Source organism: Pseudomonas sp. R3-56 (assembly GCF_051132075.1).
Taxonomy (GTDB): Bacteria; Pseudomonadota; Gammaproteobacteria; order Pseudomonadales; family Pseudomonadaceae; genus Aquipseudomonas.
Genome location: NZ_CP071657.1, coordinates 4654039 through 4674191 on the forward strand (window position 1 = coordinate 4654039; position 20153 = coordinate 4674191).

Annotated in this window: 21 protein-coding genes; 7 read left to right on the forward strand and 14 right to left on the reverse strand. The window is 60.8% G+C overall.

Going from position 1 to position 20153, the window contains the following annotated elements:
- Positions 1-54: 54 nt before the first annotated feature.
- The 4 genes from purC to dapA are packed head-to-tail and all read right to left on the reverse strand — an operon-like array spanning position 55 to position 3571.
- The gene (gene purC / locus J3P96_RS21135; protein WP_025212375.1) at positions 55-768 is read right to left on the reverse strand and encodes a phosphoribosylaminoimidazolesuccinocarboxamide synthase; all 714 of its coding nucleotides are present in this window, start codon (positions 766-768) and stop codon (positions 55-57) included.
- A 28-nt stretch (positions 769-796) separates the two neighbouring features.
- Positions 797-1555 (reverse strand): MBL fold metallo-hydrolase, encoded by a 759-nt coding sequence (locus tag J3P96_RS21140; RefSeq protein WP_305496207.1) that lies wholly within the window; start codon positions 1553-1555, stop codon positions 797-799.
- A 4-nt stretch (positions 1556-1559) separates the two neighbouring features.
- Positions 1560-2675 carry an outer membrane protein assembly factor BamC gene (gene bamC / locus J3P96_RS21145; RefSeq protein WP_434653352.1) on the reverse strand — a complete coding sequence of 372 codons (1116 nt, stop codon included), beginning with the start codon at positions 2673-2675 and terminating at the stop codon, positions 1560-1562.
- Positions 2676-2692: 17 nt separating this feature from the next.
- Positions 2693-3571, reverse strand: a complete 879-nt coding sequence (dapA, locus tag J3P96_RS21150; protein WP_434603051.1) for a 4-hydroxy-tetrahydrodipicolinate synthase — start codon at positions 3569-3571, stop codon at positions 2693-2695.
- Positions 3572-3886: 315 nt separating this feature from the next.
- On the opposite strand from dapA, the gene J3P96_RS21155 reads away from it, so the two are divergent.
- Positions 3887-4447 (forward strand): glycine cleavage system protein R, encoded by a 561-nt coding sequence (locus J3P96_RS21155; protein WP_003184325.1) that lies wholly within the window; start codon positions 3887-3889, stop codon positions 4445-4447.
- Between the two features lie 10 nt (positions 4448-4457).
- On the forward strand, positions 4458-4931 hold the full coding sequence (locus tag J3P96_RS21160) for a peroxiredoxin (RefSeq protein WP_434653354.1): 474 nt from the start codon (positions 4458-4460) through the stop codon (positions 4929-4931).
- A gap of 137 nt (positions 4932-5068) precedes the next feature.
- Here the strand turns inward: J3P96_RS21160 and J3P96_RS21165 are convergent, their stop codons facing one another.
- Together J3P96_RS21165 and J3P96_RS21170 are read right to left on the reverse strand one after the other, a co-directional pair.
- Positions 5069-6139, reverse strand: a complete 1071-nt coding sequence (locus J3P96_RS21165) for an AI-2E family transporter (protein WP_434653356.1) — start codon at positions 6137-6139, stop codon at positions 5069-5071.
- A 29-nt stretch (positions 6140-6168) separates the two neighbouring features.
- A complete protein-coding gene (locus J3P96_RS21170) occupies positions 6169-6408 on the reverse strand; it encodes a sulfurtransferase TusA family protein (RefSeq protein ID WP_025212368.1) in 240 nt (79 codons plus the stop codon).
- Positions 6409-6506: 98 nt separating this feature from the next.
- Between J3P96_RS21170 and J3P96_RS21175 the strand changes: the two genes are divergently transcribed.
- Complete coding sequence (locus J3P96_RS21175; RefSeq protein ID WP_434569488.1) at positions 6507-7940, forward strand: M48 family metalloprotease; 1434 nt, start codon at positions 6507-6509, stop codon at positions 7938-7940.
- 64 nt (positions 7941-8004) lie between these two features.
- Here J3P96_RS21175 and J3P96_RS21180 read toward each other — a convergent pair whose 3' ends face one another.
- From J3P96_RS21180 to rpoE, 4 genes are all read right to left on the reverse strand, one after another.
- Positions 8005-9432, reverse strand: coding sequence for a DegQ family serine endoprotease (locus tag J3P96_RS21180; protein WP_434653358.1), 1428 nt, complete (start codon positions 9430-9432; stop codon positions 8005-8007).
- Between the two features lie 227 nt (positions 9433-9659).
- The gene (locus J3P96_RS21185; RefSeq protein WP_434653360.1) at positions 9660-10607 is read right to left on the reverse strand and encodes a MucB/RseB C-terminal domain-containing protein; all 948 of its coding nucleotides are present in this window, start codon (positions 10605-10607) and stop codon (positions 9660-9662) included.
- Positions 10608-10615: 8 nt separating this feature from the next.
- Positions 10616-11203: a sigma-E factor negative regulatory protein gene (locus J3P96_RS21190; protein ID WP_305496216.1), complete on the reverse strand. Its 588-nt coding sequence runs from the start codon at positions 11201-11203 to the stop codon at positions 10616-10618.
- Between the two features lie 30 nt (positions 11204-11233).
- Entirely contained in the window at positions 11234-11815 is a 582-nt protein-coding gene (gene rpoE / locus J3P96_RS21195) for an RNA polymerase sigma factor RpoE (RefSeq protein WP_003172477.1), read from the reverse strand.
- A 559-nt stretch (positions 11816-12374) separates the two neighbouring features.
- On the opposite strand from rpoE, the gene nadB reads away from it, so the two are divergent.
- Positions 12375-13991, forward strand: a complete 1617-nt coding sequence (nadB, locus tag J3P96_RS21200; RefSeq protein WP_434625440.1) for an L-aspartate oxidase — start codon at positions 12375-12377, stop codon at positions 13989-13991.
- Here the strand turns inward: nadB and J3P96_RS21205 are convergent.
- Positions 13960-14412, reverse strand: a complete 453-nt coding sequence (locus tag J3P96_RS21205) for a protein YgfX (protein ID WP_434569492.1) — start codon at positions 14410-14412, stop codon at positions 13960-13962. The genes nadB and J3P96_RS21205 overlap by 32 nt on opposite strands.
- A complete protein-coding gene (locus J3P96_RS21210; protein ID WP_039593311.1) occupies positions 14396-14650 on the reverse strand; it encodes a succinate dehydrogenase assembly factor 2 in 255 nt (84 codons plus the stop codon). The genes J3P96_RS21205 and J3P96_RS21210 overlap by 17 nt, the downstream gene beginning before the upstream one ends.
- Positions 14651-14799: 149 nt before the next feature.
- On the opposite strand from J3P96_RS21210, the gene J3P96_RS21215 reads away from it, so the two are divergent.
- Together J3P96_RS21215 and J3P96_RS21220 are read left to right on the forward strand one after the other, a co-directional pair.
- Positions 14800-15741: a YgfZ/GcvT domain-containing protein gene (locus J3P96_RS21215; protein ID WP_434653362.1), complete on the forward strand. Its 942-nt coding sequence runs from the start codon at positions 14800-14802 to the stop codon at positions 15739-15741.
- Positions 15742-15777: 36 nt separating this feature from the next.
- Positions 15778-16599 carry an HDOD domain-containing protein gene (locus J3P96_RS21220; RefSeq protein ID WP_434569494.1) on the forward strand — a complete coding sequence of 274 codons (822 nt, stop codon included), beginning with the start codon at positions 15778-15780 and terminating at the stop codon, positions 16597-16599.
- Positions 16600-16653: 54 nt separating this feature from the next.
- Here J3P96_RS21220 and J3P96_RS21225 read toward each other — a convergent pair whose 3' ends face one another.
- Positions 16654-18045 (reverse strand): sensor histidine kinase, encoded by a 1392-nt coding sequence (locus J3P96_RS21225; protein WP_305496221.1) that lies wholly within the window; start codon positions 18043-18045, stop codon positions 16654-16656.
- A complete protein-coding gene (locus tag J3P96_RS21230; protein WP_305496222.1) occupies positions 18038-18709 on the reverse strand; it encodes a response regulator in 672 nt (223 codons plus the stop codon). Before J3P96_RS21230 ends, J3P96_RS21225 begins: the two co-directional genes overlap by 8 nt.
- Positions 18710-19130: 421 nt before the next feature.
- Between J3P96_RS21230 and J3P96_RS21235 the strand changes: the two genes are divergently transcribed.
- Positions 19131-20123, forward strand: a complete 993-nt coding sequence (locus tag J3P96_RS21235) for a Bug family tripartite tricarboxylate transporter substrate binding protein (RefSeq protein ID WP_434569497.1) — start codon at positions 19131-19133, stop codon at positions 20121-20123.
- The last annotated feature ends 30 nt before the right edge of the window (positions 20124-20153 follow it).

Genomic DNA, 20153 nt, shown 5'->3' on the forward strand with positions numbered 1-20153 from the left:
CGGAAGCGAACCCCCGAGCGAAATTTTTTCCGTGCTATCAGATGCTTGCGTCGATTACAGCGGAACACCCAGGCGTTGGGCGACTTCTTCGTAGGCTTCGATCACGTCACCGAGGCCTTGGCGGAAGCGGTCCTTGTCCATCTTCTTCTTGGTGTCCTTGTCCCAGAGGCGGCAGCCGTCCGGGCTGAATTCGTCACCCAGGACGATGGAGCCGTCGCTGAACACGCCGAATTCGAGTTTGAAGTCGACCAGCAGCAGGCCGGCGTCGTCGAACAGTTTGGTCAGCACTTCGTTGACCTTGAGCGACAATTCCTTCATGCGCGCCAGTTGCTCAGCGGTGCCCCAACCGAATGCCACGACGTGGGATTCGTTGATGAACGGGTCGCCCTTGGCGTCGTCCTTCAGGAACAGCTCGAACGTGTAAGGGTTGAGCTTCATGCCCTCTTCCACGCCCAGGCGCTTGACCAGGCTGCCGGCGGCATAGTTACGCACGACGCATTCGACCGGGATCATGTCCAGCTTCTTGACCAGGCATTCGTTGTCGCCCAGCAGCTTGTCGAACTGGGTCGGCACGCCGGCGGCTTCGAGCTTTTGCATGATGAAGGCGTTGAACTTGTTGTTCACCATGCCCTTGCGGTCCAGCTGTTCGATACGCTTGCCGTCGAACGCCGAGGTGTCGTTGCGAAACAGCAGGATCAAGCGGTCAGCGTCATCGGTCTTGTAAACCGACTTGGCTTTGCCGCGGTAGAGTTCTTCACGTTTTTCCATGATGGGCTCCGCTTGCTAAGTAGATGGGCTAGGCGATATGTCGCCAGTCGAGCCCTGAATCTTGATCGGCCAGTTGCAGCCAGTCCGGGTCGCACCCGAGGGTGTCGACGAAACATTGCCGGGCCAGCTGCGGCAGGTTGTTCTTGCTGCTCAGATGGGCCAGGACCAGGTGTTGCAGGCCTTGCCAGCCCAACTCGGCCACCAGGAATGCCGCCTGGTGGTTGTTCAGATGTCCGTGTTCCCCGCCTACCCGTTGCTTCAGGAAGTAGGGATAGTACCCTCGCGCCAACATGTCGCGGCAGTGGTTGGATTCGATCATCAGTGCGTCGAGGTCCCGATAACTGTCCATCACCCTGTCGCAGTACGAGCCCAGGTCAGTGAGCAATCCGAAGCGCCGCTCGCCATCACTGAACACATACTGCGTCGGCTCGCGGGCGTCGTGCGCCACGCTGACCACGCTGATGTCCAGGGCACCGATACGCAACTGCTCGCCACCGGCCACGAAGCCAGCCGGCTCGATGGGCTTGCGCAGGCCACCGAACGTCCCGCGACTGAGGTAGACCGGCAGATTGTAGCGCCGAGACAGCAAACCCACGCCATGCACGTGGTCGGCATGTTCGTGGGTCACGAGTATCGCGCTCAGTTGCGCCGGATGCACACCCAGGCGCAACAGGCGCTTCTCGGTTTCCCGCAGGGAGAAACCGCAATCGACCAGCACGTAGGTGCCAGCACTGGCTATCAGCGTGCCGTTCCCCTGGCTACCGCTGCCGAGAACGGCAAAACGCATCGGATCAGCCCAGGTTGTCCTGAATCACACCCAATACCTTGCGAGCCACATCGGCTGGCGCCACGGTATTGATGTTTTTCTCGACGGTGACCTGGACGTTGTCGCCGACCTTGCTCAGGCGAACCTGGTAACGCTCGGCGCGGGCTTCGACTTCTTCCTTGTCCGGCGCACTGCCGAACAAGCTACTGAAGAAGCCAGGCTTCTCGTCTTTCTTCTCGGCTTTTTCAGCGAGGTTGATGTAGTAGAGGCCCAGGCTGCGGTTGATGTCTTCAACCCGCCATTCGCCCTGCTCCAGCGCGCGGCCAACGCTCGACCAGGCGCGGTCGAGGTCGGAGCCGACGTTGAGCACCGGGTTGCCGCTGCCGTCTTCGCTCAGGCTGACCCGGCTCGGCGTGTCGTAGTCACGGGTCGCGAGCATCGAGACCGAACCGCCCTGCTCGGCGTTACGGCTCATGCTGGCGAGCATGTCGTCGACGAGCGCGGCGTCGAGACTGCCATTGACCGAACGATTGGTGAAAGCCACGTCGGCAGTGCTGCCGGCGGGACGCTCGGCGCTGACCACGTAGATCTCACTGGTGTTGCGCTGCACGCCCGGCTCGATGCGCACGCGCACGCGGGTTTCGCTGTCGGCTGCGACACCGGCGGCGCTCAGGCGCTTGGCCATGGCCGCGGACAGTTCATCGGAGCGCTGCCAGGTGGTGGTGAATTCGCCGGTCTGCGGGCGCTGTTCGTCCAGGCGGAAACCGTTGTCCTGGAAGAACTGGATAGCCACGGGCCAGACTTCGGCCGGTGGATGCTGGCCCATGACCCAGCTCGAATCACCGCTCTTCTGCAAGGTGTAGTCGCTGGCATCGGCCACGGCCGACAACGGCTGTGGACGCGGGACAACGTATTCGCCCTTGACGCTGTCGTCGGCGACGTTGCGCGGGATCGGCAGCAGCGGATCCAGGCGCTTGGCAACGCTGACATCAGGTGGCAGTTGCATCGGTGCAGTCTGTTGCGCTTCGAGGTAATCGCTACCACGGTCGCGGAAATAACCATCCGGGCCCCAGATCCATCCACAGCCACTGGTGCTGGAGATAATCAAGGCAAGTGCGGAAAGGCCGGCCATTCGCTTCATGCGGTGTAGTTCCTCAATTAAACCAGGACGCCGGACTGGCGCATGGCCTGCCGCAGCTGTTCGTGACAGGTAGTGCTCAACCAGGTGAGCGGCAGGCGGATGCCTTCGTGCATCAGGCCCATTTCGACCAGGGCGAATTTCACCGGGATCGGGTTGGCTTCGATGAACAGGTCCTTGTGCAGCGGCATCAGTTTTTCGTTGATTGCCCGTGCGGTCTCGGCGTCGCCCTTGAGCGCGGCCTCGCACAGGTCGGCCATGGCGCGTGGCGCGACGTTGGCGGTGACGGAAATATTGCCCTTGCCGCCCATCAGGATCAGCTCGACAGCGGTCGGATCATCGCCGGACATGACGATGAAGTCCTCGCTCACGCCATCGAGGATGGCCTTGGCACGCGTCAGGTCGCCAGTGGCTTCCTTGATGCCGATGATGTTCGGCACGGTGGACAGGCGGATCACGGTCTCGGCCTGCATGTCGCAGGAGGTGCGGCCGGGAACGTTATAGAGGATCTGCGGGATGTCGACGGCTTCGGCAATGTGCTTGAAGTGCTGGTACAGGCCTTCCTGGGTCGGCCTGTTGTAGTACGGAACGACCAGCAGGCAGGCATCGGCCCCGGCTTCCTTGGCGTTGCGTGTCAGCTCGACGGCTTCGCGGGTCGAATTGGCGCCGGTGCCGGCGATTACCGGAATGCGGCCATTGACCTGCTTGACCACGGCGCGGATTACTTCGATGTGCTCGTTGACGTCAAGGGTGGCCGACTCGCCGGTGGTACCGACGGCAACGATGGCGTGGGTGCCGTTTTCAAGGTGGAAGTCCACGAGTTTGCTGAGGCTGGCCCAGTCAAGACGCCCTTGTGCATCCATGGGTGTGACCAGTGCCACCATACTGCCCGCAATCATGAAACCGCTCCTGCCGGAAAAAGAGAGCGGTAATGGTACTGGCGCCAAGATGCTTGTACAAGCGAACTCCCATTCCCCTTGGCGATGGTTTTCGCTACCCTTCAGGCTTTGATCGGTACCGATAAGCTCACACGCCGGTTCCCAGCCTCCGTTTTCGTCGCTACAAGCCCCGATCCTGCGTTTGTCCTGAAGCATTGGCTGATCCCGCAATGCAGCAGAAACCCGGCAGAGGGCTTGAACCGTTCGCTTTCGCAGGGCTGCTACCGTGCCGCGCGGCACAAAGGTACCGACCGCTCATCGCTTTAGGAATGCTGCATGTCCACCCCCACAGTCCGCGAACAATTCCTTGTTATCAGTGCCCTTGGCGCAAACCCCATGGAGCTGACTAACGTCCTGTGCCGCGCCAGCCATGAAAATCGCTGCGCCGTCGTGACCTCACGCCTGACCCGTCATGGCGAATGCAGCGCCCTCGTGCTGGAAATTTCCGGCAGCTGGGACGCCCTGGCGCGCCTGGAGGGCAGCCTGCCGGTGCTGGCCAAGAAGCACGCCTTCACCGTCAACGTGGTGCGCAGCGCCGCGCTGGAAAATCGTCCCCAGGCCTTGCCGTATGTAGCTTATGTGAGTTCGGCCTACCGCCCGGACATCATCAACGAACTGTGCCAGTTCTTCATGGACCATCACGTCGAGCTGGAAAACCTGACCTGCGATACCTATCAGGCCCCGCAGACTGGCGGCACCATGCTCAACGCCACGTTCACCGTGACATTGCCGGCCGGCACCCAGATCAGCTGGCTGCGCGATCAGTTCCTGGATTTCGCCGACGCGATGAACCTGGACGCACTGATCGAACCGTGGCGCCCACAAAACCCAATGTAAGGAAGCGTTCATGGCCGTTGCCATCGACCAGCCGGTTACCGATTTCCAGGCGCCCGCCACCAGCGGGCAGACCATCAGCCTCGCCGCCCTGAAAGGCAAACAGGTGGTCATTTATTTCTACCCGAAAGACAGCACCCCCGGTTGCACCACCGAAGGCCAGGGTTTTCGCGACCACTACGCGCAATTCCAGGCCGCCAACACCGAAATATTCGGTGTATCGCGGGACAGCCTCAAGTCCCACGAGAACTTCAAGTGCAAGCAGGAGTTCCCCTTCGAGCTGATCAGCGACAAGGACGAAACGGTCTGCCAACTGTTCGACGTGATCAAGCTGAAGAAGCTGTACGGCAAGGAATACCTGGGCGTTGATCGCAGCACCTTTTTGATCGACAAGGATGGCGTGCTGCGCCAGGAGTGGCGTGGTGTGAAAGTGCCGGGGCATGTGGATGCGGTGCTGGCGGCGGCTCAGGCGCTCAACCAAGCCTGAAGATCTTTGTTGTCCGCACTGGCCTCATTCGCGAGCAGGCTCGCTCCCACACTGGATTTGTGGCGTTAATCAATCCCCTGTGGGAGCGAGCCTGCTCGCGAAGGGGCCATCAGCCTCCCGACCAGTCAGATTGACTTCTACAACAACGGCGCCACCACCGGCTCCTTGCTCGGCCACGCATCCAGCACCGCCTTGAATAACGTCGCCAGGGGAATCGCAAAGAACACCCCCCAGAAGCCCCACAGCCCGCCAAACAACAATACCGCGCAGATAATCGCCACTGGATGCAGGTTCACTGCCTCGGAGAACAGCAGCGGCACCAGCACATTGCCGTCCAGCGTCTGGATGATCCCGTACACCGCCATCAGATAGATGAACTGGTCGCTCCAACCCCACTGGAACAGCGCGATCAGCGCCACCGGCACGGTCACGACCACAGTGCCGACGTAAGGCACCACCACCGAAATGCCCACCAGCAACGCGAGCAACGCGGCATAGTTGAGACCCAGGGCCACAAAGCCGACGTAGGTCACGCCGCCACAGATGAAAATCTCGATGACTTTCCCACGGATGTAGTTGGCGATCTGCCGGTTCATCTCCTGGGCCACACGGGTGATCAATGCCCGCTCGCGCGGCAGGTAGCCTCGGACCCAGCGTCCGATCATTTCCCGATCCTTGAGAAAGAAAAACACCAGAATCGGCACCAGCACCAGATAGATCATGATGTTCACCAGCAACGGCAGGCTGGACAGCGAAAACGTCAGCGCCCACTGGCCGAACTTGCCGATCTCGCCACGCACCACTTCGATGGTCTGCAGCACTTGCTCGTCCGAAACCAGGTGCGGGTAGCGTTCCGGCAGCAGCAACAACAGCGATTGCCATTTGGCGAGCATTCCCGGCAGTTCATTGAACAGGGTCACCAATTGATGCCAGAGCAACGGCACGATGACCACGAGGAACACCACCAGCAGCCCCATGAACAGCGCGAACACCAGCCCTACCGCCACGGAGCCAGGCAAACGCAGGCGTTCCAAGGCTGTGACCAGCCCCTGCATCAGGTACGCCAGCACCATTCCCGCCAGCACCGGCGCGAGCATTCCGCCCAGCGTCAGGACCGCCGTAAACGCCAGGAACAGCAGCACTGCCAGGACCACCGCTTCCTCATCGGAGAAGTAGCGCTGAATCCAGTCGCGTAACACTTTGAACATTAAAAATCCTTAGGAGACGCTGTCGGTTTTCAGGCTTTTTTCAGCCAGTAACGGTAGACGCCGTTATCGTCTTCTTCGCGCAGCAGCGTATGACCGGCCAAGCGGGCAAAGGTGCGAAAGTCGCGCTGGGAGCCCGCATCCGTGGCCGTCACCTTGAGCACGGCGCCACTGGCCAGGCGATTGAGTTCCAGCTTGGCCTTGAGCAACGGCAACGGACAGTTCAGGCCACTGGCGTCCAGCTCGGCATCGTGGGCTACAGCATCGGTCATTGTTTCACTCCGCAACAGGTCGTCGAGCGGCCTAGAATATCTGGTCCCGGACCCGCTGTCCGGCTACAGTAAGGTCTTTGTCGACTAAGGCTTCGTGCATGACATTTCTGCGCCCCACCCTGCTGACGCTCGCTTGCCTGCTCGCCTCACCGGGCTTCGCCGACGACCTGCCGTCACTTGGCGATGCCAGTTCTGCCATCGTCTCGCCGGAACAGGAGCATCAGCTGGGCCGCGCCTGGCTGGCCTTGTTGCGCAGCCAGGTCTCGCAGCTCAACGATCCGCAGCTCAAGGACTATGTCGAAACCAGCGTCTACAAGCTGGTGGAGACCAGCCAGGTCAACGACCGGCGCCTGGAATTCATCCTGATCAATAGCCCCCAGCTCAACGCTTTCGCCGCGCCCGGCGGGATCGTCGGGGTCAACGGCGGCCTGTTCCTCAACGCCCAGACCGAAGGCGAATATGCTTCGGTCATGGCCCACGAACTGGCGCACTTGTCGCAACGCCATTTTGCCCGCGGCGTCGAAGCCCAACAGCGCATGCAGGTGCCGATGATGGCGGCGCTGCTGGCCGGCATCGTGATTGCCGCCGCCGGTGGCGGTGACGCCGGGATCGCCGCCATTGCCGGGACCCAGGCGGCCGCCATCCAGGAGCAACGGCGTTTTTCGCGGCAAAACGAACAGGAAGCCGACCGCATCGGCATCCAGAATCTGGAGAAGGCCGGTTACGATCCACGGTCGATGCCGACCATGTTCGAGCGTCTGATGCGCCAGTACCGGTTTGACGCCAAGCCCCCGGAATTCCTGCTGACTCACCCCGTCACCGAATCGCGCATCGCCGACACCCGCAACCGCGCCGAACAGGCCAAGCCGGGCGGAATCGAGGACAGCATGCGTTACCAACTGATCCGCGCGCGGGTCCAGTTGACCTATGAGGAAACCCCTGGCCTGGGGGCCAAGCGCTTCCGCGCACAGCTGGACGAGAACCCGAAGAGTGACGTGGCCCGCTACGGACTGGCGATCGCCCAGATCAAGGGTGGCCAACTGAATGAAGCCCGGGAGAACCTCAAGCCATTGCTGGCCAAAGCGCCCAACGAGATCATCTACAACCTCGCCCAGGTAGACCTGGACATCACCAGCAACAAGCTGGCAGACGCTCAATCTCGCGTGGATCGATTGCTGAGCCAATATCCGGGCAACTACCCGCTCAATCAGGTGCGCGTCGATCTGTTGCTCAAGCAGAATCGCCCCGCCGATGCGGAAAAGGCCCTGGAAACCCTGCTCAAGAGCCGCCCGGACGACCCGGACATCTGGTACATGGTGGCCGAAACGCGTGGCCTGTCAGGCAATATCATTGGCTTGCACCAGGCACGCGCCGAATACTTCGCGTTGGTTGGCGACTATCGCCAGGCGATCCAGCAACTGGACTTTGCCAAACGACGCGCCGGGAGCAATTTTCCTTTGTCATCGCGCATCGACGCCCGCCAGCGCGAACTCATGGAACAGGAGCGCATGGTCAAGGACATGATGGGCTGAGCATTTACCAGGCATAAAAAACCGCCTCGATATCGAGGCGGTTTTTTTTCAGCTGAATACCGGCTTATTCAGCCAGCTTGAAGGTAATGAAGCTTGCACGCCCCTGGCGCAGGACGCGCATCGACACCGAGCGATTCTTCGGCAACGCCTTGGCGATGTCGGTGAACTCCTTGGCCGAGCCGATGGCCTGGTTGTTCAGGTGGGTAATGATGTCGCCAGGTTGCAGGCCGATCAACGCAGCGGGACCGTCCTGTACTTCCTTGATCACCACACCACCCTGCAATTCCAGGGTTCGCTTCTGCTCATCGGTCAGCTCGGCCACCGCGACACCCAGGCGATTGCTGCTGCGCTCGACGCCGGACTTGGGCAGCGAATCCAGTTCCTTGCCTTCTTCAGGGATCGCGCCGACAGTCAACTCGACACTCTTGCGCTTGCCTTCGCGAATCACTTCCAGGTTGGCCTTGGCCCCGGCCTTGAGGGCGCCCACCAGATGCGGCAAGTCGGCGGACATGACGATCGGCTGCCCATTGAGGCTGAGAATCACATCGCCCACTTGCAAGCCGCCCTTGGCGGCAGGACCACCTTCCTGGATCTGCGCCACCAGCGCGCCGGCAGGTTTCTCCAGGCCAAACGACTCGGCCAGGTCCTTGTTCACTTCCTGGATGACCACGCCCAGCCAGCCACGGCTGACCTTGCCCTCGCTTTTAAGCTGGTTGGATACATCCAGGGCCACGTCGATCGGAATAGCGAAGGACACCCCCATGAAACCGCCCGAACGGGTGTAGATCTGAGAGTTGATACCCACCACTTCGCCGTCGAGGTTGAACAGCGGCCCACCGGAGTTGCCCGGGTTGATCGGCACGTCGGTCTGGATGAATGGCACGTAGTTTTCGTTTGGCAGGCTACGCCCAATGGCGCTGACGATGCCCTGGGTCACGGTATGGTCGAAGCCGAACGGCGAACCGATTGCCACCACCCACTGGCCGGCTTTCAGGTTCTGCGATTTGCCGAGCTTGAGCACCGGCAGGTCCTTGCCTTCGATTTTCAGCAAGGCCACGTCCGAACGCGGATCAGTGCCGATCAGCTTGGCCTTCAGTTCACTGCGGTCTGCCAGGCGCACGAGGATCTCATCGGCGTCGGCAATCACATGGTTGTTGGTCAGGATGTAGCCGTCTGGCGAGATAATGAAGCCCGAGCCCAGGGACTGCGCTTCACGCTGACGACCACCGCCAGGCGAACGCGGCTGTGGCATCCCGCGCTCGAAGAACTCGCGCAGCATGGGCGGCAAGCCTTCCAGGTCCGGCATCTGCGGGTCCATCACCCGACGCTCCGGCAGCTTCTGCGTGGTACTGATGTTCACCACGGCAGGCGAAGCCTGTTCGACCAGTTGAGTGAAGTCCGGCAACTCGACCGCCACAGCGGGAACGGCCTGACCGAGCACCAGCACGGTGGCAAAAATGGAGAGATAGGTTTTCAAGCGTGGTATCGACATACGGCTCCCGTTACGACGAGCATGGTTAAGCGATATGGAGCAGAAATACCTGGGAACGATACGCCAGTATTTTTGTTCCGCAAACAGACAAGGCCAGAGCCGAGCGGCTCTGACCTAATAGAAAAAAACTGGTTATTTTGCAAATGAAAATGCTGACAGGAAGTTTCAGCATTTTGCTCAAGCACGCTTGCCGGCCTCTTGCGCAATCGAGCCACCCGGGCAGCGTGTTATTGGGCTGCCGCGACGTCGGAACGCATGGACAACGCGATCCGTTCCGCCGTACCGATAGGTATTTCGCCAACCACCGTCACCATCATCTCGCCCTGGGGTGTAGTAAGCCGACGCGATACCGCTGCGGTCGGGCCAAGCTGCGTGCGGGTGTCGGTGGCAGTTGCACCGTTCAGCGGCTCCAGGAACACCGAGAAACGGGCCAGGCCATCGTCATACATCAAGCTACTGACCTGGATCTTGGTGTCCGGGTCCTTGTGCGCAGCGCTACTGGTCAATTCAAAGCCGGGCGGAAGCCAGTCGGAATGCCAGGCGGTTTTCACCGTGGCGGCCTTACCGGGCCCCTGCGCAACAGCCTTGCATTCGACACTGGCCTGCAGATCAGCGTCTGAAGGCTCACCGATGTTCAAGCGAGTGAATTGGAAACGTTCGAGCAACTGGCCTTTGTCACTGAGCAACAGGGACTTGAGCGGCAAGCCAGTCTCTCTGTCGAGATGCAGCTCAAAGCCATAGCGATGCTGATCCTTGGGAGTCAGGGCGACAATGACAGCCTGACGCCCAGCCACGCGCGACTTACCAATAACGGCAAGGTCATACCAATTCTTGAGTTTCTGCGGATCGAGCGCACGTGCGGTGCCTTCCGGCGTATTGCCCAGCCCGGCGATCAAGGTGCCGCTGACGCATTGAGTCTTTCCATCAATGCGCATGACCTCCTGTGCCGAACCATCGAGCTGGAGCAGCCGCTCGCGGACTTTGCCATCCTGGACGCGATGCCAGATGTTATGGGTAGAAAAACTACCGTTACGCTCGTAAACAAAAGTGCCTTGGAAGCTTTGCTGCTGCTCGGCTTGACTCAGACGATTGAGCCAGTCCTGAGCTTCACCGGCATAGGCTGGAACAACGCACCAGCCACCTACCAGAAGCGAGAAAAGAGGTATGGCGCGCATGGTCCTCCTTAACGGTTTTCCAGACTGGCCGCACGAGCGTATGGCAGCGCGCTTTCAGTACCTTTCAGCGCAGCCTGCTGGGCATGCTGACGCAGATAGTTAGGCAAACGCTGATCATGCCAGCCTGGCTGGCCTTGCAGGACGCCGTTGGCCATCGGACCGGCAGCTTCCGAACCTTCGCTGTAGCCAGCCAGTACCGCCGGCCCCTTGACCTGTGGTGCTGCCAGGCCAGGCTGATTGGACTGCTGCGCCATTTGCACGCCGGCAATCTCATCCTGGTTGTACAGACGCACACCTGCCAGTACAGCTACGGTAACCGAGGCAGCAACTGCCAGGCGACCCAGGCTGCGCCATGGACCGCGGGAGGCTTTTGCCGGCACGGCTTCGTCAGCCAGAGCAGCAGAAACGGCCGCAGCGATATCCAGGCGTGGAAGCAACAAGTCCTTGTGCATCACCGCCCGGGCAATCTGGTAGCGAGCCCAGGTCTCACGGGTTTCAACATCGTCAAAGGCATTCAATACCCGACGCAATTCCAATTCGTCCGCTTCGTTATCCATCACTGCGGACAGCGATTCCTGCAGGGCTTCACGACTCATGGCGTTCCTCTCTTGGCTGTCGCCGCTGTCTCAGTTTTCCTGCAACAATGGTTGCAGGGCTTTATCGATGGCCTCCCGAGCGCGGAAGATCCGGGAGCGCACGGTACCCACCGGACATTGCATGACGCTGGCAATGTCCTCGTAACTCAGACCGTCGAATTCACGTAAAGTTAACGCCGTACGCAAATCTTCAGGCAGTTGCTGAATGGTTCGATGGACAGTGCCTTCGATCTCATCCCGCAGCAATGCACGTTCCGGTGATTCGAGATCCTTGAGGCCGTGATCGCCGTCATAGAACTCTGCATCCTCGGAGCTAACATCGCTATCCGGCGGCCGGCGGCCGCGTGAAACCAGATAGTTTTTCGCCGTGTTGATGGCGATGCGGTAAAGCCACGTATAAAACGCGCTATCCCCGCGAAAATTACCAAGTGCCCTGTACGCCTTGATGAAAGCTTCCTGGGCAACATCCTGGGCTTCATGGGTGTCGTGCACAAAACGCACGATCAACCCGAGAATTTTGTGCTGGTATTTCAGCACTAGCAGATCGAAAGCTCGCTTGTCGCCGCGTTGAACGCGCTCGACCAGCTGCTGATCCTCTTCCTGGGTTAGCATGAACACTCCTCGATAAGCTCGAAGGAGGCTTGCATTACTAATCGTCCAAGCTTGCAACCATAGACTCGGGCTTTTCGCAAAAGTTCTCCCCCTTCCAAGCAAGTTTCCGGCGTGCTCTGATCCGGCACGCACGAAAAACGCAGCACGGGATTGCCCGGCCGCGCGAATAATCTGTCGTCGGGCCTGTCGGATGGGACTCGAATCGAAGTCCTGCACCAACCCGACGCTGTTCCCTTTTGCAGACAACCGTCTATTGAACCTAGGCGCTTGGCAAAAGTTCCCACCATTTGTAGCTCTTCGAAACGAAAATTTAACAACCGTGACGAGATAAACAGCGTTCTGTCCTCGAAAAGGCTGCGTTGTCGCCGTTTCAGCAAAACCTTGATCCGACGAAGCGCGTCGCTTCCCTGTCGCACTGGTTCCATATTGCCATGAACGCCCGGCTATTGTGCCGATCCCCCCCTCTATATACTAGTGGGCTGCACGGTCGCCTGCCCCCATTGAACCGGATGCCTGGCCCCCACCCCGACCCGGGTCGCTTTGAGCGGAAACCATTCGAATGAGCCAACAGTTTCAACATGATGTTCTGGTAATCGGCAGCGGCGCCGCCGGATTGAGCCTTGCGCTGACATTGCCAGCGAACCTGCGCATAGCAGTGCTGAGCAAAGGCGACCTGGCCAACGGCTCGACGTTCTGGGCCCAGGGCGGCGTCGCCGCCGTGCTGGATGACACGGACACTATCCAATCCCATGTCGACGACACGCTTAACGCCGGCGGCGGGTTGTGCAATCGCGAAGCCGTGCGTTTTACCGTCGAGCACAGTAGGGAAGCCATCCAATGGCTGATCGACCAGGGCGTGCCTTTCACCCGTGACGAGCAATCGGGCACCGAAGATGGCGGCTTTGAATTTCATCTGACACGCGAAGGCGGCCACAGCCACCGACGGATCATCCATGCAGCCGATGCGACCGGCGCGGCAATTTTCAAGACCCTGCTGGCCCAGGCCCGGCAACGGCCGAACATCGAATTGCTGGAACAGCGAGTCGCGATCGACCTGATCACCGAGAAACGCCTCGGCCTGGAAGGTGACCGCTGCCTGGGCGCCTACGTGCTCAATCGGGGCACCGGCGAAGTCGACACCTACGGGGCGCGCTTCGTGATCCTCGCCTCCGGCGGCGCGGCCAAGGTCTATCTCTATACCAGCAACCCCGACGGTGCCTGCGGTGACGGCATTGCCATGGCCTGGCGTTCAGGCTGCCGAGTGGCGAACCTGGAATTCAACCAGTTCCACCCCACTTGCCTGTATCACCCCTTGGCCAAGAGCTTCCTGGTGACCGAGGCACTGCGCGGCGAAGGCGCTCACCTGAAGCTCCCCAACGGCGAACGCTTCATGCAGCGCTTCGATCCTCGCGCCGAACTGGCCCCACGGGACATCGTTGCGCGGGCCATCGACCATGAAATGAAGCGCCTGGGCATCGACTGCGTGTACCTGGACATCAGCCACAAACCCGAAGCCTTCATCAAAAGTCATTTCCCCACGGTGTATGAGCGCTGCCTGGAATTTTCCATCGACATCACCAAGCAGCCGATCCCGGTGGTGCCAGCGGCGCATTACACCTGCGGCGGGGTGATGGTCGACCAGCACGGCCGCACCGATGTACCCGGCCTGTATGCGATTGGCGAAACCAGCTTCACCGGATTGCACGGTGCCAATCGCATGGCCAGCAATTCTCTGCTGGAATGTTTCGTCTATGCCCGCTCGGCGGCGGCGGACATCCTCGATCAGTTGCCGCAGGTTGCCATCCCGACCACCCTGCCTACCTGGGATGCCAGCCAGGTGACCGACTCGGACGAAGACGTGATCATCGCCCACAACTGGGACGAACTGCGGCGCTTCATGTGGGACTACGTCGGCATCGTACGCACCAACAAGCGCCTGCAACGGGCCCAGCATCGGGTGCGTTTGCTGCTCGATGAGATCGATGAGTTCTACAGCAACTATAAAGTCAGCCGCGACCTGATCGAGTTGCGCAACCTGGCGCAGGTGGCGGAACTGATGATTCGCTCAGCCATGGAGCGCAAGGAAAGCCGAGGACTGCACTACACCCTCGACTACCCGGACCTGCTGCCCGAGGCGTTGGACACTATCCTGGTGCCGCCCACCTACGCCGGCTGAACCTGAGCCGGACCCGCAGGCGCCGATGGACATCCGGCGCCAGCGCGTCGCGGGGCACGCACAACGAGCGGACCCACCACTCGCCCCGCAAGCGAAAGCGCAGCACCACAATCATCGGCAATGCCAGGCTGTCCGGCCGCAACTGCACCGCCTGCCAGCCGCCGCCCTCGCTCCAGAGCTGCCAGCCGTCGGCATCGCGACGCAAACCACGAAAAGCCTGGCGATGGCTCAGCAACAGATATCGCGGTAGCACCCAGGCGCCGTGGCCCAGGCACAACATCGAAGCAACGACTGCGAGCCAGGGAGGAATCGAGCACAGAAACAACGAGCCCAAGGCAAACACCTGGGCCAGGAGATAGGCCGCCAGCAGCTGCCGGGAGGCGCGCCAGCGGCACTCGAAGCGGCTACTTGGGCTGGACACGGTCCAGGATCATCCGGACCATGCGCTGCAGTTCCGGATCCTCGGATTCACTGCGTTCCATGAACCAGCCGAACATGTCCTGATCCTCGCATTCGAGCAAACGGACGTAACACGCACGGTCGACTTCATCAAGGTGTGGGTAGACCTCCTTCACGAACGGCACCAGCAGCACGTCAAGCTCAAGCATGCCGCGGCGGCTGTGCCAGTAGAGGCGATTCAGTTCAACATCTTCGACCATGGAGCACTCCTCAAATAGAGCGCAAGTATACAGGCCCGGCCGTAGCGGAACAGACGGCTTTGGTCGGGCGCCTCCGATCCTTTGTGAACTACCCATTTCAAGGGCGTCCCCTTATGATGTCTGCCAGACTTTTTACCCTGCGATGACCCATGGCTGATTCCGCTTTTTTCTGCACCCTGTCCCACGAAGGCGTTCTCGCGGTCCGCGGCGTGGACGCAAGCAAATTCCTGCAAGGCCAATTGACCTGCAACCTCAACTACCTGAGCGACAGCCGGGCCAGCCTCGGCGCCCGTTGCACCCAGAAGGGCCGGATGCAATCGAGCTTCAGGATCCTGCTTGAAGGCGACGGCGTGCTCCTGGCAATGGCCAGCGAATTGCTCGAACCGCAACTGGCGGACCTGAAAAAATACGCAGTTTTCTCCAAATCCAAGCTCACCGACGAGAGCGCCGCATGGGTTCGTTTCGGACTGGAAGGCGCCGATGCCACGCTCACCGACCTGGGCCTGGAACTGCCGGTCGATACTGACAGCCTGGTTCGCCATGAATCCTTGATCGCCATCCGCGTCTCTCCAGGCCGCGCCGAACTCTGGGCTCGCGCTGAACAGGCCGATACGCTGCGCACTCGCCTGAGCGCGAAACTGGCCGAAGGCGATCTCAACCGCTGGCTGCTGGGCCAGGTTCGCGCGGGCATTGGCCAGGTCATGCCGGCTACTCGCGAGCTGTTCATTCCGCAGATGCTCAACCTGCAGGCCGTAGGCGGCGTGAGTTTCAAGAAAGGCTGCTACACCGGCCAGGAAATCGTCGCGCGCATGCAGTACCTCGGCAAGCTCAAGCGCCGGCTGTATCGCCTGCAGCTGGAGGCAGGCGAGCTGCCAGAGCCGGGCACTCCGCTGTTCTCCCCCACTCACGGCAGTTCCATCGGCGAAGTGGTCATTGCTGCCCGCGCCGAACAAAACATTGAACTGCTGGCAGTGTTGCAGGCCGAAGCAGCGGAAGATGGCAATTTGCACATCGGAGCTTTGGAAGGACCCGCGCTACAATTGCTGGACTTGCCTTACGAACTGGACCGCGACCGCGAAATCCAGCGTTGATCGCAACATTTTGTCGCAACACCCTAGAGAACCGAAATGAGCGATTTGGCGGATAAGGTCCAGCGGGATTTGGTGGCGGCCATCGATAATGATGACCTGGTCCTGCCAACATTACCGGAAGTGGCCATGCAGATTCGCCGGGCCGCCGAAGACCCGGAAATCAGCGTCAGCAACCTGAGTAAAGTGATTGGTCGTGACACCGCCCTCTCGGCGCGCCTGATAAAAGTAGTCAACAGCCCCCTGCTGCGTGCCACCCAGGAAGTAACGGACCTGCACACGGCCATCACGCGGTTGGGGGTCAACTACAGCAGCAACCTGGCGATCGGGCTGGTCATGGAGCAGATATTCCACGCTCGCTCCGAAGTGGTTGAGCAAAAGATGCGGGAAGTCTGGCGCAAGAGCCTGGAGATCGCCGGCGTCAGCTATGCGTTATGTCGCAGCTACACGCATCTCAAGCCCGATCAGGCGGCGCTGGGTGGACTGGTCCATCAGATCGGCGTGCTGCCGATCCTGACGTACGCCGAGGACAACAATGAACTGCTGTCGGACCCGGTCAGCCTCAATCACGTCATCGAGACGATCCATCCCGTGCTGGGGGACAAGCTGCTCAGTGTCTGGGAGTTTCCGGAACGGTTGGTGAAGTTGCCGGGGCTGTACCTGGATTTCACCCGAGACTCGAAGCAACTCGATTATGTCGACCTGGTGCAGGTTGCCGCGCTGTACTGCTACAAGGATGCCGACCATCCGCTGAGCAGGATTGACGCGTTCGGGGTTCCAGCGATCAGGAAGCTGGGCATCGACCTGGACAACAAGGACCGCTGCGCGGATATCGAAGAAGCGCGGTCAATGTTTTATTAAGCAGGCCGGGCAATGAATGTGTGCTGGTCACAACCTGTGGCATTCGGCTCGGGCTCATTCTGAGCCAGGAGCAAAACTCACCCGCACCTTCAATCCGCCCTCCTGCCCATCATGCAGGGTGATCTGCGCCAGATGCGCACGGCAGATTTCTCCGACAATTGCCAACCCCAATCCCGAGCCGGCCACTTGCTGGTTGCGCCGATAGAAGCGCTCGAATACCCGTTCCCGCTCAGTCTCGGGAATTCCTGGGCCGTCATCCTCGACTTCCAGTACCGCCGGCGCGGTGACCCGCAGGATCACGTTACCGCCCGAGGGGGTATGGGCCAGGGCATTGTCCACCAGGTTGCTCAGCAGCTCGTTGAGCAAAGTCGGTTCGCCCCGTAACCAGACGGGTTCATCGGCTTCCAGGGCCAACGCAACCCCACGGGCATGGGCCAGTGGCGCCATGGCCATGCCCAGTTCTCGGGCGAGCTGGCTCAGGTCGAGCAACTGTGCACCGCCTTCGGCAATCGCCCGCGCGCCGTTCTCCACCCGCGCCAGCGACAGCAGTTGATTCGCCAGATGGGTCAAGCGATCAGTGCCTTGGGCGGCGGTTTCCAGGGTTTCGCGCCAGGTCGACGGTTCGCTGGCGCGCAAGCCCAGCTCCAGGCGAGCCTTGAGCGCCGCGAGTGGCGTGCGCAGCTCATGGGCGGCGTCGGCAATGAATTGCGCCTGGCGTTCGAACTGGCCGCGCAGCCGTTCGGTGAAATGATTGAGGGCACGTACCAACGGCCACAATTCGTGCTGGACTTCCACCAGCGGCAACGGCCGCAGATCGTCCGGCTGGCGTTCCTCCACAGCCGTGCGCAAGCGTTCCAGCGGGCGCAACGCCGCGCTGACCGCGAACCACACCAGCAACAGCGCGCCCACCGCCAGCATGCCCAGCCGCAACAAGGTATCGGCCATCAAGCTGCGGGCCATGCTGACCCGCGCCTCTTCGGTTTCCGCCACGCGGATTTCCGCCATGCCGTTCATTTCGGGTTCGCTCACGGCCTTGAGCAGGCTCACCACGCGCACATTCTGCCCTTGGTAACTGGCGTTGTAGAAACGTGCCAGCGCCGGGTAATCGTCGGTGCGCGGCGTACCGGGCGGCGGCCCGGGAAGATTCTCGTAGCCGGAGATCAGCTTCTGGTGGATGTCGTTGACTTGATAATAGATACGTCCGGCACTGTCATAGGCGAAGGTGTCCAGAGCGACATAAGGTACGTCCGCGCTGAGGGTACCGTCGCGCTGCGAAAGACCGGCGGCGATGGTTCGGGCCGACGCCAGCAGCGTCCGGTCGTAGGCCGTATCGGCGGCTTCACGACCATTCCAGTAGGCGCTCAGGCCGCTGGCGAGCATCAGTACCACGAGCAACGAAGCAAGGTTGCGAAGTAGCCGCCAGCGCAGGCTGTCGGGCTTATGCATCGCGGTTTTCCAACAGATAGCCCAGCCCGCGGAACGTCACGATTGCCACCGCATGGCCGTCGAGCTTCTTGCGCAGGCGATGGACATAGATTTCGATGGCGTCGGGGCTGGCCTCTTCGTCCAGGCCGAACACCTGGGCTGCCAGTTGTTCTTTGCTCATCACCCGCCCGGGCCGGGCGATCAACGCTTCCAGGACAGCCTGCTCGCGAGAGGTCAGGGTCATCAGTTCCTCGTCGAGGGTAAAGCGCCGGGTGTCCAGGTCGTAGACCAGTCCACCACAGCGCTGCTGCCGCTCGCCACCCAATACGCTACGGCGCAGCAGTGCCTTTACCCGCGCCTCAAGCTCGGTGAGTTCGAAAGGTTTGGCCAGGTAATCGTCGGCGCCGAGGTTCAGGCCATGGACCCGATCCTTGACGTCGCTGCGAGCGGTCAGCATCAGCACCGGCAGCGTCTTGCCCCGCGCCCGCAAGCGCGCCAGCACCTCGAAGCCGTCCATGCGCGGCAGCCCGACATCAAGGACCGCCACCGCGTATTCCTCGCTGCTCAAGGCCAGATCGGCGGCCACCCCGTCGTGCAGCACATCCACCGTCAACCCTGTGCTCTTGAGGGCCTGGGCGACACTTTCGGCGAGCTGCAGATGGTCTTCGACGAGCAGGACACGCATGGGATTTTCCTCGATTCAGGGATGGTCGGGGCCATTCTTTGGCGCGGAGTTTACAGCCGCATCCGCCACTGTGAAGCTCAAAATCATCCTGGCAGCTTTTGAAAGGTTAGCGAAAGGTTGGGCCGCTAGAGTCGCTCCACGGACAGTTTCGACTGCCGGTCGCGAAACACATCGCGAAACGAAAAACGCCTCGAAGCGTTTTCGCCGAATAAAAACAATAAGCGGAGTATTCATCATGCTGTCCATACAGCTTCTGGCTTCAACGCCCACCCGCCATTCCTGCCCCAACCAGACTACCCTTGCCTGTGCCGCTGCGCAGACCGAACTGCCGCGTCTTTGAAACGCGTTTGCGGATCTGCACCGTACATGTTCTGCGAAGCCTGACTTGAAACACACAACAACAACTCCTGTGGAGACAAAAATGAACCTATCACTGCGCAAAGTAGCCTTGGCCGCCGGATGCCTGATGTTCGCCGGGCAATTGCTCGCCGCGGACCCATCCAAAGAGCCGAAGCGCCCGGAATGCATCGCACCCGCTGCCCCTGGCGGCGGTTTCGACCTGACCTGCAAACTGGCGCAAAGCGCGCTGGTCAACGAAAAACTGCTGACCAAGCCGATGCGCGTCACTTACATGCCCGGCGGTGTCGGCGCGGTGGCCTACAACGCAGTGGTCGCACAACGCCCGGCCGACGCCGGCACGCTGGTGGCCTGGTCCAGTGGCTCGTTGCTGAACCTGGCGCAAGGCAAGTTTGGCCGTTTTGACGAAACCAATGTGCGCTGGCTCGCTGCCGTCGGCACCAGCTATGGCGCCATCGCCGTGAAAAGCGATTCGCCCTACAAAAACCTCGACGATCTGGTACAGGCCCTGAAGAAAGATCCGGGCTCGGTGGTGATCGGTTCCGGCGGTACCGTCGGCAGCCAGGACTGGATGCAGACCGCTTTGATTGCCAAGGCCGCCGGCATCGACCCGCGCAAACTGCGCTACGTGGCCCTTGAAGGCGGCGGTGAAATCGCGACCGCCCTGCTCGGTGGCCATATCCAGGTGGGCAGTACCGACATCTCCGACTCCATGCCACACATCCAGAGCGGCGACATGCGTTTGCTGGCGGTGTTCTCTGATAAACGCCTGGACGAGCCGGAGATGAAAGACATCCCGACCGCCGTGGAACAAGGCTACGACATCCGTTGGCCGGTAGTACGTGGCTTCTACCTGGGCCCGAAAGTCACCGATGCAGAATACGAATGGTGGAAAAACGCCTTTGACAAGCTGCTGGCTTCCGAAGAGTTCGCCAAGCTGCGCGACCAACGGGAACTGTTCCCGTTCGCCATGACCGGTCCGGAGCTGGACGCCTACGTGAAGAAGCAAGTGGCCGACTACAAGATGCTGGCCAAAGAATTCGGCCTGATCCAGTAATCGCCTCTGTTCTCGCGGCGGCACCGACAC